15 protein-coding genes are annotated in these 16,353 nt (G+C 76.0%); 8 read left to right on the top strand and 7 right to left on the bottom strand.

What is annotated here, in order from left to right; translation table 11 throughout:
• The first annotated feature begins 17 nt into the window (after nt 1–17).
• Nucleotides 18–479 (top strand): DUF4267 domain-containing protein, encoded by a 462-nt coding sequence (locus tag RMN57_RS31140; protein WP_313766623.1) that lies wholly within the window; start codon nt 18–20, stop codon nt 477–479.
• A gap of 123 nt (nt 480–602) precedes the next feature.
• Here RMN57_RS31140 and RMN57_RS31135 read toward each other — a convergent pair whose 3' ends face one another.
• The gene (locus tag RMN57_RS31135) at nt 603–1,721 is read right to left on the bottom strand and encodes a PLP-dependent cysteine synthase family protein (RefSeq protein WP_313766622.1); all 1,119 of its coding nucleotides are present in this window, start codon (nt 1,719–1,721) and stop codon (nt 603–605) included.
• 217 nt (nt 1,722–1,938) lie between these two features.
• Nucleotides 1,939–3,114: an ROK family protein gene (locus RMN57_RS31130; RefSeq protein WP_313768031.1), complete on the bottom strand. Its 1,176-nt coding sequence runs from the start codon at nt 3,112–3,114 to the stop codon at nt 1,939–1,941.
• A gap of 233 nt (nt 3,115–3,347) precedes the next feature.
• Between RMN57_RS31130 and RMN57_RS31125 the strand changes: the two genes are divergently transcribed.
• Nucleotides 3,348–4,583 (top strand): MFS transporter, encoded by a 1,236-nt coding sequence (locus RMN57_RS31125; RefSeq protein ID WP_313766621.1) that lies wholly within the window; start codon nt 3,348–3,350, stop codon nt 4,581–4,583.
• Nucleotides 4,584–4,773: 190 nt separating this feature from the next.
• A complete protein-coding gene (locus RMN57_RS31120) occupies nt 4,774–5,382 on the top strand; it encodes a HutD family protein (protein WP_313766620.1) in 609 nt (202 codons plus the stop codon).
• An 87-nt stretch (nt 5,383–5,469) separates the two neighbouring features.
• On the opposite strand, the gene RMN57_RS31115 is transcribed toward RMN57_RS31120, so the two are convergent.
• Entirely contained in the window at nt 5,470–6,441 is a 972-nt protein-coding gene (locus RMN57_RS31115; protein WP_313766619.1) for an alpha/beta fold hydrolase, read from the bottom strand.
• Between the two features lie 162 nt (nt 6,442–6,603).
• Between RMN57_RS31115 and RMN57_RS31110 the strand changes: the two genes are divergently transcribed.
• Nucleotides 6,604–7,833: a helix-turn-helix domain-containing protein gene (locus RMN57_RS31110; RefSeq protein WP_313766618.1), complete on the top strand. Its 1,230-nt coding sequence runs from the start codon at nt 6,604–6,606 to the stop codon at nt 7,831–7,833.
• Between the two features lie 92 nt (nt 7,834–7,925).
• On the opposite strand, the gene RMN57_RS31105 is transcribed toward RMN57_RS31110, so the two are convergent.
• Nucleotides 7,926–8,684, bottom strand: coding sequence for a DapH/DapD/GlmU-related protein (locus RMN57_RS31105; protein ID WP_313766617.1), 759 nt, complete (start codon nt 8,682–8,684; stop codon nt 7,926–7,928).
• A 167-nt stretch (nt 8,685–8,851) separates the two neighbouring features.
• Between RMN57_RS31105 and RMN57_RS31100 the strand changes: the two genes are divergently transcribed.
• On the top strand, nt 8,852–9,667 hold the full coding sequence (locus RMN57_RS31100) for a maleylpyruvate isomerase family mycothiol-dependent enzyme (RefSeq protein WP_313766616.1): 816 nt from the start codon (nt 8,852–8,854) through the stop codon (nt 9,665–9,667).
• A gap of 149 nt (nt 9,668–9,816) precedes the next feature.
• Here RMN57_RS31100 and RMN57_RS31095 read toward each other — a convergent pair whose 3' ends face one another.
• Nucleotides 9,817–10,590, bottom strand: a complete 774-nt coding sequence (locus tag RMN57_RS31095; RefSeq protein WP_313766615.1) for an enoyl-CoA hydratase family protein — start codon at nt 10,588–10,590, stop codon at nt 9,817–9,819.
• A 190-nt stretch (nt 10,591–10,780) separates the two neighbouring features.
• Between RMN57_RS31095 and RMN57_RS31090 the strand changes: the two genes are divergently transcribed.
• Together RMN57_RS31090 and RMN57_RS31085 are read left to right on the top strand one after the other, a co-directional pair.
• Nucleotides 10,781–11,578: an ATP-grasp domain-containing protein gene (locus RMN57_RS31090; RefSeq protein WP_313766614.1), complete on the top strand. Its 798-nt coding sequence runs from the start codon at nt 10,781–10,783 to the stop codon at nt 11,576–11,578.
• A 96-nt stretch (nt 11,579–11,674) separates the two neighbouring features.
• Nucleotides 11,675–12,106, top strand: a complete 432-nt coding sequence (locus RMN57_RS31085) for a RidA family protein (protein ID WP_313766613.1) — start codon at nt 11,675–11,677, stop codon at nt 12,104–12,106.
• Between the two features lie 76 nt (nt 12,107–12,182).
• Here the strand turns inward: RMN57_RS31085 and RMN57_RS31080 are convergent, their stop codons facing one another.
• Nucleotides 12,183–13,583 carry an MFS transporter gene (locus tag RMN57_RS31080; RefSeq protein WP_313766612.1) on the bottom strand — a complete coding sequence of 467 codons (1,401 nt, stop codon included), beginning with the start codon at nt 13,581–13,583 and terminating at the stop codon, nt 12,183–12,185.
• A gap of 109 nt (nt 13,584–13,692) precedes the next feature.
• On the opposite strand from RMN57_RS31080, the gene RMN57_RS31075 reads away from it, so the two are divergent.
• A complete protein-coding gene (locus RMN57_RS31075; RefSeq protein WP_313766611.1) occupies nt 13,693–14,685 on the top strand; it encodes a helix-turn-helix domain-containing protein in 993 nt (330 codons plus the stop codon).
• Between the two features lie 282 nt (nt 14,686–14,967).
• On the opposite strand, the gene RMN57_RS31070 is transcribed toward RMN57_RS31075, so the two are convergent.
• Nucleotides 14,968–16,245: a geranylgeranyl reductase family protein gene (locus RMN57_RS31070; protein WP_380237564.1), complete on the bottom strand. Its 1,278-nt coding sequence runs from the start codon at nt 16,243–16,245 to the stop codon at nt 14,968–14,970.
• Between the last annotated feature and the right edge of the window lie 108 nt (nt 16,246–16,353).

Below are 16,353 nucleotides of genomic sequence, written 5' to 3'. Positions count from 1 at the left end.
CCCGAGGGAGATCCACCATGTCCGCCGCCACCGCCACCACCAACGCCCCGGCTGCCGCCCGCACCGCGACCCGCCCCCCAACCGGCGCCGTGCGCGCGAGGATCGCCACCGTGCTCGCCGCCCTGCTCGGCCTCGGCATCGGGTACGTCGGTATCGGCTACCTGTTCACCCCCGAGAGCATGGCCTCCAACTTCGGCCTGCCCGAGTGGCCGCACGGCGAGGCCGCCGCGTTCTTCGACGTCAAGGGCGTCCGGGACATCTCGACCGGCATCGGCGTCCTCGCCCTGCTCGCCACCGGTCACCGCCGGGCCCTCGGCTGGCTGCTGCTGGCCGACGCGCTCGTCCCGCTGGACGACGCGATCAATGTGCTGAGCCACCACGGTTCGGCGGCCGCGGCGTACGGCATTCACGGCGCGACGGCCGCTGCCGTCGCGCTGACCGGCGCCCTGCTCCTCACCGAGCGCCGGCGCGCCGCCTGAGCGCCCGGAAGGGCCATGGCGGCCGAACCGGCCCGAGCCCACCGGCCCGAGCAGCCCGGCCCCAGCAAACCGCCCGAGCGGACCGGCCCGACCCGCCCGGCCCCGCTCGCCCCGCCCCCGGCCTCAGTCCGTCCAGGCCCCGCCGGCCAGGAAGGACTCCAGCCGGGCCCGGTGCGGCGCGATGTCGATCCGCTCGCCGGCCAGCCAGTCGTCCGAGTAGTACTTGTCGAGGTAGCGATCTCCCGGGTCACAGATCAGGGTGACCACGCTGCCGCGCTCCCCCGCCTCCCGCATCTGCGCGACGATCCGCAGCGCGCTCCACAGCCCGGTCCCGGTGGAGGCGCCGGCCTTCTTGCCGAGCACCTGCTCCAGCACCCGCACCGCGGCGATGGAGGCGGCGTCCGGGACCTTCATCATCCGGTCGACCGCCCCGGGCACGAAGCTCGGCTCCATCCGGGGCCGGCCGATCCCCTCGATCCGCGAACCGCTGTCGCAGACGGCGTCCGGGTCATGGTGGACCCAGCCGTCGAAGAAGCAGGAGTTCTCCGGGTCCGCGACGCAGATCCGGGTGTCGTACTGCATGTAGTGCACGTACCGGGCGATGGTCGCCGAGGTGCCGCCCGTCCCGGCCGTCGCGACGATCCAGGCCGGCTCGGGGTGCGGCTCCAGGCGCAGCTGGGCGAAGACCGACTCGGCGATGTTGTTGTTGCCGCGCCAGTCGGTGGCCCGCTCGGCGTAGGTGAACTGGTCCATGTAGTGCCCGCCGGTCTCCTCGGCGAGCCGGGCCGAGGCCTCGTACACCTCGTCGGGGCGCTCCACGAGGTGGCACTCGCCGCCGTGGAACTGGATCAGGTCGATCTTGGCCTGGCTGGTGGACTTGGCCATCACCGCGATGAACGGCACGCCGACGAGCTGCGCGAAGTACGCCTCGGAGACGGCGGTCGAGCCGCTGGAGGCCTCGATCACCGGCTTGCCGGGCCGGATCCAGCCGTTGCAGAGCCCGTAGAGGAAGAGCGAGCGGGCCAGCCGGTGCTTGAGCGAGCCGGTGGGGTGGGTGGACTCGTCCTTGAGGTAGAGGTCGATGCCCCACTCGGCGGGGAGCGGGAACCGGAGCAGGTGGGTGTCGGCGGAGCGGTTGGCGTCCGCCTGGACCTTGCGCACGGCGTCCTTGAGCCAGCTGCGGTACGCCGGGTCGGAGCGGTCCACGTCGTCGGTCCGCTCGGCACTCAGCTGGGTGCTCATCCGTCACTCTCCTCGCTCGAACCCCCCGATTGCTCACTACGAGTGTACGAGGGTCACGATAAGTGACCGTTTCCGGCGCCCCAGGTTCCGCTTATCCCGTGGACCCGCTCACGCCGAAGCGTCGGCGCCCACCCGAGCGCCGACACCCGGCGAAGGGCCGCCGCCACGCCGAAGGGCCGACACCTACCCGAGCGCCGACGCCCCGCCGGACCGTCCGTCAGACGGCCACCGACTGCGGATCCGCGAGGTACGGGCGCCAGGCCAGTTCCGCCGCGCCGACCAGTGCGCTGTGCGCCAGCTCCGCCCCCACGATCGGCACCCGGCCACTGCGCCCCCAGAGGCAGCGCTCGGCCACCACCGCGCGCAGCCGCTCGGGCGCGGCCTCCAGCAGGTCGAGGTGGAGCCCGCTGAGCACCACCCGGTCGGGGTTGAGGATGTTCGCGACCCCGGCCAGCCCCAGTCCGAGCCGGTCGATCACGTGCTCCACGGCGGCCCGCGCCCGCTCGTCGGTGGCGGCGGCACGGCAGAGCTCACGGGCCTGGTCCAGCAACGGACGGTCCGGGTCGGGCGTGAGCCCGGCGGCGGCGAACAGCGCGTCCGGGTCGGTCTCCGCGTTGAGGCAGCCCCGGTTGCCGCACTGGCAGGGGCGGCCCAACGGGTCGACGGTCAGGTGCCCGACCTCCAGCGCGAGACCGGCGCTGCCGGTGTGCAGCCGGCCGTCGATCACCAGCGCGCCGCCGACGCCCCGGTGGCCGGAGGTGACCAGCAGCAGGTGGCGGGCGCCGCGACCGGCGCCGTGCCGGTACTCGGCGAGCGCGCCGAGGTTGGCGTCGTTGGCGATGGAGGTGGGCAGCGGGTCGAGCGCGCGCGGACCGTGGTCGGCGCGGCCGACCTCGACGTCGTACAGGTCGGCGACGGGCGTGCCGCTGGGCCAGGCGAAGTGCAGCGCGGCGAGGGCAGTGCCGTCCGGCTCGGTGACCGGGTTGGGCAGGGCGAGCGCGGCACCGAGGCAGCGACGGTCCGAGGCGCGGGCCAGCTCGGCACCGGCCTGGGCGACGGCGCGCAGCATCCGGACCGGGTCGGTGGCGGCGGGCAGCGGCCGCTGCACGGGCGGGTCGAGCAGCCCGCCGAGCCCGGCGAGGGCGACGCTCAGCCCGTCGACGTGGATCTGGCCGGCGATCACCACCGGGCCGTCCGGGTTGACGGCCAACCGGTGCGACGGGCGGCCGCGGCCGCCGCCGGCCGGGCGCGAGTCGACGGTGATCAGGCCGAGCGCCTCCAGCTCCGCGGTGACCGCGCCGGCCGTGGCCCGGGTGACGTCCAGCGCGCGGGTGAGCGCCGAGCGGGTGGGGGCCTGTCCGGTGTGGATGAGCGAGAGCGCGGGGCCGAGCAGCGTCCGGCCGCGGTCGGGGGCCGCGCGGCGGGCGTCGCGCTGCGCGTCCGGGTCGGTCCCGGGGCCGGGCCTGAGGCCCGACGACCGCACGCCCGACGGCCCCGGGTTCAACGGCCCCGGGTTCAACGGCTGCGCGCTCGACCGCCCCGGGTTCGACGACCTCGGACCCGACGGCTGCGGACCTGACGGCTGCGGACTTGAAGGAGTGGGCTGCACGCTCCTATTGTTACTTTGTGCCGCTCCGAAACAAAATCCGTGTCCATGACCCCGTCAACCGACCGTCCTCCCAGTCTCGCAGCACACCCGCCGCACCCGACAACCCGTGGAGCGCGGCCCGGCTCGCCCTCACCGCCTTCTTCGCCGTCGACGGCTTCCTCTTCGCCGCCTGGGTGGTCCGCATCCCGGACGTCCGGAGCCAGGTGAACGCCTCGCACAGCGGCCTCGGGCTCGCCCTGCTCTGCGTCTCGGCCGGCGCCGTCGCCACCATGCCCCTGGTCGGGCGGCTCTGTCTGCGGTACGGCTCGCGGCCGGTCACCGTCGCCTCGCTCGCCCTGCTCAGCCTGGCCGTGCCACTGCCCGCGCACACCCACTCGGTGGCGGCACTCGGCGGCGTCCTGTTGCTCTTCGGCGCCGGGTACGGCGGGGCGAACGTCGCCATGAACAGCGCCGCGGTCGACCTGGTGGCCGAGCTGCGGCGCCCGGTGATGCCGAGCTTCCACGCCGGCTACAGCCTCGGCGGCCTGCTCGGGGCGGGCCTCGGCGGCCTGCTGGCCGGCGCCCTCAGCGCCTCCTGGGCGCTCGCGCTCGGCGGCCTGCTGGGCGCGGCCGTCACCGCGGTCGCGGGCACCGTGCTGCTCCGCAGCCCGGAGGCGGCGCCGGTCGCCCGCGCCGGAACCGGCAGCGGCGGCGGGGCGAAGGCGAGCCGTCTCCCGCACGCACGGCTGCTCGTCCTGCTGCTCGGCCTCACCGCGTTCTGCACCGCGTACGGCGAGGGCGCGATCGCCGACTGGACCACCCTGCACCTCACCGACGACGTCCACGCGAGCGCCGGCACGGCGGCGGCCGGGTACGCCGCCTACGCCTTCGCGATGACCGGCGGCCGACTCGGCGGCACCTGGCTCTCCATCAGGCTCGGCCAGACCCGGGTGATGCTCCTCGGCGGCCTCACCGCCGCGGCCGGCATGCTGCTCGCCGCCCTGGCGCCGTCGGTGCCGCTCGCCCTGGCCGGGCTCGTGCTGGTCGGACTCGGCCTGGCCAACATCTTCCCGCTCGCCATCGCCCGGGCCGGCGCCACCGGCGGCCCGCAGGGCGTCGCGCTGGCCTCGACCCTCGGCTACGGCGGCATGCTGATCGGCCCGCCGGTCATCGGCTTCCTCGCCGACGCCGCCGGCCTGCCGCTCGCCCTGACCACCGTGGCCGTCGCGGCCACCGTCGCCGCGTTCCTCCCCCTGGCCGCCCGGAGCCGCTGACCACGCCCGACCCACCGCCCGACGCCCCGCCCGACCCACCGCCCGACCCACCGCCCGGCACCCTGCCCACCGCCCGGCGGCCGGCGTCGTCCGCGCCGACGCCCCCGAGGACCTGCCGGACCTCCCCGCAACCCCACCCGCGACCCCACCTGCGGCCCGCCGGCCCGCCCCGCCGTGCGAGGATCGCGCCATGACGACCTCCGAACGGATCCAGGTACTGCGGGCGGCCGACCGGCCGGCGACGGCGTGGCTCAACGGGGGCGGGGTGACCCGGGAGGTCGCGGGGTTCCCGGCCGGGGCCGGGGCGGCCGCCTTCGACTGGCGGGTCAGCCTGGCGGACGTGGCCTCCGCCGGGCCGTTCTCGGAGTTCGCCGGCATCGACCGCGTGATCACGCTGGTCGACGGCACGGGCATGGCGCTGACCGTCGACGGCACCGAGCACCTCGTCGACGCGCCCTTCCGGCCCTTCGCCTTCTCCGGCGACGCGGCCACCGACTGCCGGCTGCTCGGCGGGCCGGTGGTCGACTTCAACGTGATGACCCGGCGCGGCCGCACCACCGCCGGGCTCGACCTGGCCACCGCCGCCCGCACCGTCGACGTCCCGGCCGGTGCCACCGTCCTGCTGGTCTGCCTCTCCGGCGCGGCCGCCCTCGCCGCAGCCGCCACCACCACTGCCACCACCGCCGGGAGCAGCACCGCCCTCGGCCGCTTCGACGCCGCGCAGCTCGACGGCCCCGGCACGTTCGAGCTGCGGCCCGACGGCGTCACCGCCGTCGTCGTCTTCCGCTCCGAGCACTGACCCTCGGGGCTCCCGCCCCGAACACAGCTGCACAGGAAGTCGGCCGGGCCGACTTCCTGTGCAGTCCGTGGGCGACGCCCCCGCGGATCAGCCGCAGAACACCGGGGTCGCGTGCGCCGGGTCGAGCGCGTTGCCGACCAGGTGCAGCGCGGTCGGCGAGAAGGCGATCGCCACGTGCTCGGCGAGCGAGATCGGGCAGCGGTCCTGGAGGACGACGTTGTCCACGTTCGGGCCGCTGAGGAACTGGCTGCGGTAAGGCGTGACCACCTCGTCGTACACGGTGGAGATCACCGTGTAGCGGACGCCCGGCACGGTGTCCGGGACCGAGGCCATCTTCCGGTTGAACGCCGAGTCCACCACCTGGTCCCGGCACGCCTTGCACGCCGTGTAGATCAGCTCGGCGACCCTCGGGAAGTACGGCGCCAGGTTGGCGATGCCGTCCAGCGTGGTGCCGTGGTTGGACGGGGCCAGGCCGATCACCTTGTCGACCTTGGCCGCGCCGCCGAGGAACTTGACGTAGTAGTTGGGCAGCATGCCGCCCTGCGAGTGACCGACCAGGTCGACCTTGGCGGCGCCGGTCGCGGCGCGCACCAGGTCGACGAAGCGGCCGAGTTGGGCCGCCGACTCGTCGATCGGGCCGAGGCCCCCGATCGGCAGCAGCAGGCCGCTGCCGGAGGAGGTGATCCCCGGGACCATGCCGTAGTCCAGGGCGAAGACGCAGTAGCCCTGGCTCTTCAGCAGCGGCGAGAGGGCGAGCCAGTTCTCGTACCGGTTGGCGAAGGTGCCGTGCACCAGGACCACCGGGTCGGGGTGCGCGGCGGTGGGCCGGCAGCTCCAGTCGTTGGCACCCGGCGGCGAGGCCACCGTGTCACCGTCCGGCGGGAGTTGAGCCGACGGGGCGGACGCGGTGGGGGTCGCGTCCGCCCCGTCGGCAGCTGCGGCGGCGCCGGCCGCCGGGCCGCCGACGAGCAGCGCTGTTGCCAGCAGGCCCGAACCGAGTGCACCGATCAGCCTGCGCCGCACCGGTCTTGCGGAGAAGCGGAGAAGTGGGGTTCCCAACTGTTGCCTCCACAGCGGAAGTTTGTTACCAACAGGTAACCCGAGTGCCTCCATCATGCGGTCGCCCCTCCGACCCGGCCCTTGGGCGTCCCCCAGACCTGGACGGTGTTTTCTGTGACCGGTCACAATTCACCCGTTTGCGCGCCCGGTTGGCGGATCCCGGTGATCGGCGGCGTACCCGCCGACCAGCGGCTGCTCGGCGCCGTACCCGAGTTGGTCGAGACGGTCATCTCGGCCCTGCTGGAGCGCGTTCCCACGTATCGCCGGCTGCCCCGCGAACAGATCACCGGCGAGCTGGCCCAGGTCACCGAACGCCGGATCCGCGCCCTCGCCCAGGCCGTCCGCACCGGACTGCCCGCCCCCGAGGCCGAGTTCGCCGCCGTCCGGGAGGCCGCGGCCCGCCGCGCGGAGGAGGGACTGCCACTGGACGCCGTCCTGCTCGCCCACCACCTCGGGATGGAGGTCTGCTGGGAGCTGGTAACCCGGCAGGCCGGCGACGGGGACGCGGCCGACCTGCTCGTCCTCAACCGCCTCCTGCTCGACCAGCTCCGCCAGGCCACCGCCGCGGCCGGGGCCGGCTACTTCGACGAACGGCGGCTCCCGGCCGACGACCGGGGCCCCGCCCGGCACGCCCTGTTCGCCGCCCTGCTGGACGGCGCCCCCGCCGAGGAGGCCGCCCACCGCGCCGGGGTCCGGCTGCCGCCCGCCTACGCCGTCCTCCGCCTGGCCGTCGCCGCACACCCCGACGAACAGGCGCCCGACGTCGACACCTCGGTGGCCGGCCGCCGCAAGCTCCGCCGACTGCGCACCGAACTCGACCACCGCACACGGCAGTCGGTCCTCACCGAGCTCTCGCCCTCCGGCGGCGTGGCGCTCGTCCCGCTGGACTGCCGGCCGGACGCCGTCCCCGCCGCCACCTGGCGGCTCCTCGCGGACACCGTCCACCGCGCGGCACGCGCCGCGGGCGCCGCCGTCCAGGCCGGCGCAGCGGCCGCCGCGCCGGCCGCCGTGCCCGGCGCGGCCGTGCTCGCGCTGGAGGTCCTGGAGGTCGCCCGGGCCTTCGGCCGGCCGCCCGGGCTGCACCGCCTCGACGACGTGCTGCTGGAGTACCAGCTCAGCCGGCCCAGCGAGGCCAGGTCCCGGCTCGCCTCACTGATCGAGCCGTTGGAGGACGGCGGCGAACTGCTCGTCACCCTCCGCACCCACCTCGCAGGCGGACTCAACCGCCGCCACACGGCCCGTGCGCTCCACCTCCACCCCAACACCGTCGACTACCGGCTGCGCCGGATCGCCGTCCTCACCGGCCTCGACCCGACCCGCCCGGCCGACCTCCTGCGCATCACCGCCGCCATCGCCGCCCGCGACGCCGGCCCCGCCCCCGGACCGGCGTAGGCCCGTCCGGTCGATCCGGCCGGGCGCAGCACGCCGGGCGCCCCGCCGGATCGACCGGACGGGACCCGGATTCTCCGGCGCCCGGCGCCCCCTCAGGCGCCGGTCTCTCCCGGGAGACGGAGGTCCCAGCCGGCGAGTGCGCGCAGTTGCTCGGCGGTGATGCCGTCGGGGAGCGGGTTCGGCGGGTCGTTGCGGAACGGCGGCTGCCAGCCGTCCTCCTGCGTCCAGCGGCGGACGACCTTCGCCGGGGCGCCCGCGACCACGCTGTGGTCGGGCACCTCGCCGCGCACCACCGAGCCGGCCGCGACCACCACGTTGCGACCCAGCCTGGCGCCGGGGAGGATCACCGCGCCGGTGCCGATCCAGCTGCCGGCGCCGATCTCCACCGGCTCGTTGCGCGGCCACTGCTTGCCGATCGGCAGCTCGGTGGCGCGGTACTCGTGGGCCTGGTCGGATATGTAGACACCGGGGCCGGTCCACACGTCGTCACCGAGCACGATGGACTGGTGGCCGACGATGTGGCTGTCCCGGCCGATCACGCAACCGCCGCCGATCCGGACGATCGGCTCGGGTCCGAGGTCGAGGCCGGGCAGGAAGCCCGCGCTGATGGTGACGCGCTCACCGATGATCGAGAACGGGCCGATGGTGATCCACTGCTCGTTGAAGACCGCCCCGAGCGGGAACGTCAGCTTCGTCCCGGCGCCCAGCTCACCGAACCGGTACGGACCGGGGCTCTCACTGGAGACCGCACCGGCCCGCTGCACCCACTGCCAGCCCCGGTGGACGAGGCGGCCGGCGGCGCGCCGGCTGCCGGTCCGGACGGCGGAGTACAGGGAACGCGTGATCGACATGCGGCCACGCTACCGGTCACCGCACCACCGCCAGCCGGGAGGCGGCCAACATCACATCCGCGCCGCGGCCGGCACCCGCGCCGCCCGACCACCCACCCGGTCGCGCCGCCCGGCGCCTGTCCGATTTCCGCGACCGATCACCGTCCGAGCTGCCAGACTCCTCGATCATGGACATCACCGAGCACCTCGCCGCGCTGCGCCGTGAGGGCGCCCTCCTCGCCGACGCCGCCGCCCGCACCGACCCCGGCGCCCCGGTCCCGACCTGCCCCGACTGGCGGCTGCGCGACCTCGTGCTGCACACCGGTCAGGTGCACCGCTGGGCCGCCGCCCACGTGCGGGACGGCCGGCGGCAACCGCTCGACGCCGACGGCGAGCGCGCCGCCCGGGGGCCGGAGCCGTCGGACGGCGAGCTGGTGGACTGGTTCCGCGCCGGCCACACCGCGCTGGTCGAGGCGCTCGCCGCGGCACCGGCCGACCTCGACTGCTGGAGCTTCCTGCCGGCGCCGAGCCCGCTGGCGTTCTGGGCCCGGCGCCAGGCGCACGAGACGGCCGTGCACCGCTTCGACGCCGACGCGGCCGCCGGGGCGGCCGGACCGGAGACGGCCGCCGACCTGGCGCTGGACGGGATCGACGAGCTGTTGCAGGGGTTCATGGCCCGCAGCCGGGCCCGGGTGCGCAGCGAGAAGCCGCGGACGGTCCTGGTCCGGCCCACCGACGGCACGGTCTCCTGGCTGCTGACCATCGGCCCGGAGCCGCTCACCGTCACCACCGCCGACGGGGCCGGGCACGCGGACGGCACCGAAGCAGCGGACGGCACCGGCGCACCGGCCGACCTCACGCCGGCCGACCTCACGCTGGCCGGCCGGGCCCGCGACCTCTACCTGCTGCTCTGGAACCGGCTGCCGGCCGCGCAGGTCGAGCGGACCGGCGACGAGTCGCTGCTCGACCTGTGGCGCGAGACGGCCGTGGTCCGCTGGAGCTGACCGTCCCACCGCACACGCCCACCGTGTCCGGGAGTGCCACCACACCCGGGAACGGCCCGGCACCCGCGCACCCGCCCCCACGACGGCTCGGACAGGCCCGGGGCCGGCCCCGGCCGGTTCCCGGCGCCGGCCGGGGCCGGCCACCGCCCTCAGCGCACCCAGGCCGCCGGTCGCTTCTCCAGGAAGGAGCGCATGCCCTCCTGGGCCTCGTCCGACCCGAAGAGCCGGGCGGAGAGCGCCACCAGCTCGTCGGCGTCCCGCTCGAAGGAGCGCACGACCTCGGCGTTGGCGAGCCGCTTGGACTGCGCGAGGCCCTGCGGCGACCCGAGTCGCAGGGCGTCCAGCAGGCCCTTGAGCGCGGTGGCGGTGGACTCCGCGGAGTCGGTCGCCTCCGTGACGAGACCGATCCGCGCGGCTTCGGCGGCGTCGAAGACCTCGCCGGTCAGGTAGTAGCGGGAGGCGGCGCGCGGCTCCAGCTTGGGGCGCAGCGGCAGCGAGATGACGGCGGGCGCGAGGCCGAGCCGGACCTCGGTGAACGCGAAGGTGGCGGCCGGACCGGCCAGCGCGAGGTCGGCCGAGCCGACCAGGCCGAGGCCGCCCGCCCGGACGTGCCCGTCGATCACCGCGATGACCGGCTTCGTGCAGTCGACGATGGCGCGCTGGAGGTCCACCAGGCCGCGCGGGCCGACCGTCGGGTCCGCCCCGGTCGCCTCGGAGAGGTCCGCGCCCGCGCAGAACACCTTGCCGGCGTGGCCGAGCACCACGGCGCGGACCTCCGGGTCGGCCGCCGCGGCGGCCAGGCCGGCGGTGAGCTCGGCCATCAGCCGGGTCGACAGCGCGTTCCGGTTGTGCGGCGAGTCGAGGGTGAGGGTCGTGACGGCGTCGGCGGTGCTGACGCGGACGAGGGGCACTTCGCGGGTCATCGGTGCGGGCCTGCTTTCCGGCTGAGGGTGGGTCGGACTGCGGCGGCGTCCGTCCTGCTCGGACGGCGCCCGGACGACTCTGACATGCCCACCCTCCGCTCGGCCAGAGCCACCCGCGGGGAATCCGCGCGGCGGCCCGCCGGGGAAAACGGGTGGTGGGCCGCGTCCGGGGACGGCAGCATCGGTGCGCGTGACCACCGAAAGCGTTCTCCTCCTCTCGCCCCGGATCAACGACACCGGCCTGCAGCTGCGCGCGGCCGCCGGCCGGCGCGGCCTGCGGTCGCACACCGCGACCGCGTGGCGCGCACCCGCCGAGCTGATCGGAACGCCCGTGCACGTCTACGGCGGGCCGCTCTTCGCGGACGCGGTCGGCAGCGCGCTCGGCCTGGCGCTGACGCAGCCGCCGCACGACTGGCTGACCGTCCTGCCGCGGGAGCTGACGGGCCGGCGCGTCGAGCTCACCACGCTGGCCGAGGCACGCGCGCTGCGCAGCCCGGCGTTCGTCAAGCCGCCGGGGGACAAGCTGTTCCCGGCCAAGGTGTACCGGGACGGTTCCGGCCTGCCCGGTCCGGACGCGATGGACGACGACAGCCCGGTGCAGGTCAGCGAGGTGGTGCGGTTCCTCCGCGAGTACCGGCTGTTCGTGCTGGACGGCGAGGTGCGCGCCGCCTCCCGCTACGCGCTGGACGGCGACCTGGACGAGGCGCCGCTGGCCGAGGACCCGTACCGGGCGGAGGTGTCCGCCTTCGCCGCCGACGTGCTGGCCGCCTCGGTGGGGAGGCTGCCGAGCGCCGTGGTCGTCGACGTCGGCCTGCTGGAGGACGGCGGCTGGGCGGCGGTCGAGGCGAACACGGCCTGGGCGAGCGGCGGCTACGCGTGCGACCCGGACGCCGTGCTGGACGTGGTGCTGCGCGCAGGCGGACCGGCGGAGCGGCTCGCGGAGGCGGACCGGCGGTACTGCCGCGCGTCGGCCTCGGTGGTCGGCTGACCCTGCGGGCCGGGGGCACCCGGCCCGGGCGGGCCCGTCGGGGCCGGGACCGAAAGCCGGTGGTGCGCTGATCACCCATCAGCAACGATGACGTCCATGACTTCCGCCTCCCAGCACCCCGCGCCCCAGCACCTCACCCACATCGCCGAGCCGCCCGGGGTCGCCCCCGGCACCGGCTACACGCAGGTCGTCACCGGGACCGGCCGCCTGGTGGTCGTCTCCGGCCAGGTCGCCTTCGACGAGCAGCGGCAGCTGGTCGGGGCCGGCGACCCCGAGGCGCAGGCGCGCCAGGTCTTCGAGAACCTGCGCCGCTGCCTGGCCGCCGCCGGGGCCGGCTTCGGCGACGTCGTGAAGCTCACCTACTTCCTCACCGACATCGGGCACCTGCCCGCCGTCCGCGAGGCCCGGAACGAGTACTTCGGCGACACGCCGCTCCCGGCCAGTTCGGCGATGCAGGTCGCCGCGCTGTTCCTGCCCGAGGTGCTGATCGAGATCGAGGCGCTCGCCCTGGTCGACGACCGGGCGTAGCCGCGTCCGGCGCCCGGGCCGACCCGATCCGCCGGGCCGGCCCGGGGCGACCCCCGCCCCGGCCGCCCGGCCGCGATCAGCGGCAGCCCGCCTCGTCCGGGCCCCGCCGCCGGGCCCACCGGACGGTGGGGCCCATGGCCAGCCCGGCCCCGGCGAGCAGCGCGCCGAGCGCGGCCCAGCCGAGCAGGCCGTACCCGATGACGGCGGTGGAGACCACGGCCGGTCCGATCATCAGCGCGGCAGCCGTGCCCGCGTTGTAGACGCCCTGGTAGGCGCCGTGGTCGCGCTCGCCGGCGAGGTCGTAGCTGAGCGCCCAGCCACCGGCCTGCGCCAGCACCTCGCCGAGGGCCTGCAGCGCCACGCCGCCGAGCACCACGGCCGCCGCGACGGTGGCCGGCAGGCCGTGGGCGAGGGCGATGACCAGGCAGGACGCCGCGAGGATGAGCCCGGCCCGGCCGCAGGCCCGGGCGGCGGTGGCCGGGTCCTCGGTGCCCCGGGTGGCCCGGACCTGCAGGGCGATCACCAGCACGGTGTTGACGACCAGGGTGCCGGCCACCGTGATCCGGGGGGCGTCGGTCTGCTGGACGACCCAGAGCGGCACGCCGACCTCCAGCACCGCGAACTGCAGGCAGAGCAGCGCGTTCAGCACCGTCACGACCAGGAACGGCGCGTCCCGCAGCGCCGGGTTGCGCCGCCGCTCCCCCGCCGCACGTCCCGTCGCGTCCGCGGTCCCGGCCCCGCTCCCACCGGCGCCCCCGTCCCCGGCTCCGGCTGCGCCCCGGCGCCGCACCCCCGGCACCGGCAGTCGCTGGAACAGCACCGCGACCGCCAGGTAGGAGACGGCGTCGGCCAGGATCGCGGCCAGATAGGCCCCCCGGGTGTCCGCCTGCAACGCGATCGCGCCGAGCGCGGTGCCGAGGCAGATGCCGATGTTGGTCACCACGCGCAGGTAGGCGCGGCCCGCCACCCGCCGGTCGGCCGGCAGCACCTGGGCGTAGAGGGCGTTGCGCACGGCGGCCGAGCCGCGGTCGACGGCGGACACCACGCAGGCCAGCGGCAGGAAGGCCGCGTAGCTGTGCACCAGCGCGTAGCCCGCGGTGCCGAGCGCGTTGACCGTCACCAGCACCACCAGGACCGGGCGGGCTCCCCACCGGTCGGCGGCCCGGCCGGCCGGCACGCTGGCGGCGACCCCGCAGAGCCCGGCGGCCGTGAGCCCGAGGCCGAGCTGGGCGGCGGTGAGTCCGAGGACGCGGGTGAAGAAGAGCACCCCGACGGAGAGCGAGAGCCCGCTGCCGACGGTGTTGACGAGGGTGATCGCGGCGAGCCGGCGCACCGTCGGGTCGGGGTGCAGCAACCGCGCGGCCAGGCCGGTCCGGCCGGGCTCGGACGGACCGGGCGAGGCCGGGCCGGGTTCGGGCAGGCCGGGTTCGGGCAGGCCGGACGTGGCCGCGGAGGTCTCCGCCGAAGGGGTGGTCATGCCTCGATCCCACCCCCGCCCCCCGGCCGGGCAGTACTGATTTAGGCTCTGCCTGAAACCACGGGCAGTGCGGCCGGCCGGAACGGCGGCCGGGGAGGGAGGGCCGTCCGTGCACCGGTTCCGGCTCGGCCTCGCCGACCTGGCGACCACCTGGTTCGCCTGCTCGCCGATCCAGGAGGCGGCGCTCAGCCTGCGGATGTGGACCCACCCGGGCCACTACCCGCTGCAGACCCCCGCCTTCGAGCGACTGCGGCCGGCCTTCGAGCGGCTGGACACCGTGCTGCTGCGCTCGCTGGTCTCCGAGGTCCGCTGGATCCCGGACTTCCTGACGCCCCGCCCGGCCGGACCCGCCCCCGACCTCCGCGCCGAGCTGGCGATGGTCCGGGCCCTGCCGCCCGAGCGGCTGCGCCCGGAGCTGGAGCAGACCTTCCGGCCGCACGGGCAGCCGCTGCCGCCACCGCTGGCGGCCGGGCTGGCCGATCCGGCCCGGCTGCTGGCCCGGATCGCGGACGCCCTGGAGGAGTACTGGGAGGTCTGCCTGGCACCGGCCTGGTGGCCGCAGGCCCGGGCGGTGCTGGAGGCCGACCTGGTCTACCGGGCGCGCGTGCTGGCCCAGCACGGCGCGGCGGCGCTCTTCGCCGACCTGTGCCACCGGCTGCGCTGGGAGGACGGGGTGCTGTCGATCGACCGCCGCTGGACGGCGCAGGACCGCGACATCACCGTGGACGGCCGCGGGCTGGTGCTGACCCCGACCTTCTTCGCCCACGGCGTGGTCACGATGATCGGCAACGACCGGGCGCCGCAGCTCAGTTACCCGGCACGGGGCCAGGGTGCCATGGCCGGCCCGCCGGCGCCGGTGACCACCCGGGCGCTGGCGCTGCTGGTCGGCGCACCGAAGGCCCGGCTGCTGGCGCTGCTGGCCGAGCCGGCCTCGACCACGGATCTGGCCTACCGGCTGGGCGTCACCCCCGGCGCCGTCAGCCAGCACCTGGCCGTGCTGCACCGGACCGGCCTGGTCACCCGGGCGCGGAACGGCCGTTCGGTGCTCTACAGCCGCAGCCCGCTCGGCGACGAGCTGACCGGCGGCCCGCGCCGGCCCTGACCCACGGCGCGCCGGGGCGGTCCGCCCGTCCCGACCGTCCACCACGGCACCCGGTCGGTCGCCGCCGACGGCTGCGCCGGGTCGGGCGGCCGTACCCCGACCGGCGCCCGTCACGGCCCTCGTCCAACAGCCTCAGGTGAGCACCGGGGTCCCGGGGACCACCCCCGGGGAGCCCGGCCGGGCCCGCCGGCCCGAAGCCGGAGCAGGGGCCGCAGCCGGACCAAGGCCCGGAGCCCGAGCAGGGCCCGGAGCCGAACGCCGGCCCGCACCGCTCAGCTACCGCTACCGCGAGGCGAGCGAGGCCAGCCGGCGCGCCGAGCGGTACTGCCGCAGCACCTGGGCGAAGGTGGTGTGCCCCTGGGTGGTCCGGGCGAACGCCCGCCAGGCCGGCTTCACCAGGCAGACCGCCGCGTGGAACAGGTACGGCCGGCGCTCGAAGGCGGCCAGCATCCGCTTGCCCGCCCGCATCTCCACGCCCAGTCCGGCCTTGATCGCGAACGCGTAGTTCAGCGCCTCGCGCCGCACCTCGGCCGCCGTCCCCGCCTCGGCCACCTTGACCGCCCACTCCCCGGCCAGCCGGCCCGAGCGCAGCGCGTACGAGATGCCCTCGCGGGTCCACGGCTCCAGCAGGCCGGCCGCGTCGCCGGCCACCAGGACCCGGCCGCGCGAGAGCGGCGAGTCCTCGGCCCGGCAGCGGGTCAGGTGCCCGGACTCCACGCTCGGCTCGAAGCCGGCCAGCCCGAGCCGGCGGATGTAGTCGGCCAGGTACTGCTTGGTCCGCTCGCCGTCGCCGCGGGCCGAGATCACCCCGACGGTCAGGCTGGCGGACTCGGTCTTCGGGAACACCCAGCCGTAGCTGCCCGGCAGCGGGCCCCAGTCGAGGTGGATCCGGCCGGCCCAGTCGGCGGCCACCGAGGGCGGGACGGGGATCTCCGCCTCCAGCCCGAGGTCGATCTGGTCGAAGGAGACCCCGACGTGGCGGCCGATCCGGCTGGCGCTGCCGTCCGCACCGACCACCGCGCGCGCCTCGAAGCTGCGCCCGTCGGCGGCGGTGACCAGGGCGGTGCGGTGCTCGCCGCCGCGCTGCTCCACCCCGGTGACGGTCACTCCGGTGACCAGGACCGCGCCCGCCTGCTTCGCCGCCTGGACCAGGCGCAGGTCGAACTCGTCGCGGTTGACCAGACCGAACAGCATCCGGTCGGAGCGCCGCGTCCGGGTGAACCGGCCGCCGTACGCGAAGGTGACGGCGTAGACCCGGTCCTGCAGCGGCAGCTTGAAGTCCGGCGGCAGACTGTCCCGCGAGGGGCCGATGATGCCGCCGCCGCAGGTCTTGTAACGGGGGTGCTCGGCCTTGTCGAGCAGCAGCACGCGGCGGCCCTGGACCGCGGCGGCGTGTGCCGCCGACGCCCCGGCCGGGCCGGCGCCGACCACGACGACGTCCCAGACACCGTCGAGGTGGTCCGGCCCGGCCGCCGGCTGGTCGGGCTGCGGCTCGGACGGCTGTCCGGACGCCGCGGCGTCGAGCGGGCTACGGGAATCGGAGCTTCCGGAGTCAGTCACGTCGAGCAATCCTATGCGGCCCGGTGATCCACCGTCCGCCACGGCACCGCGAACATTCGAGCGATCCCGGCGGCTGCCCGTTCGACTCGGCCTATGATCGGTACACCC

The organism is Kitasatospora sp. CM 4170, from assembly GCF_032110285.1.
GTDB classification, from domain to species: domain Bacteria; phylum Actinomycetota; class Actinomycetes; order Streptomycetales; family Streptomycetaceae; genus Kitasatospora; species Kitasatospora aburaviensis.
This window is presented reverse-complemented; position numbering and strand designations above follow the sequence as displayed.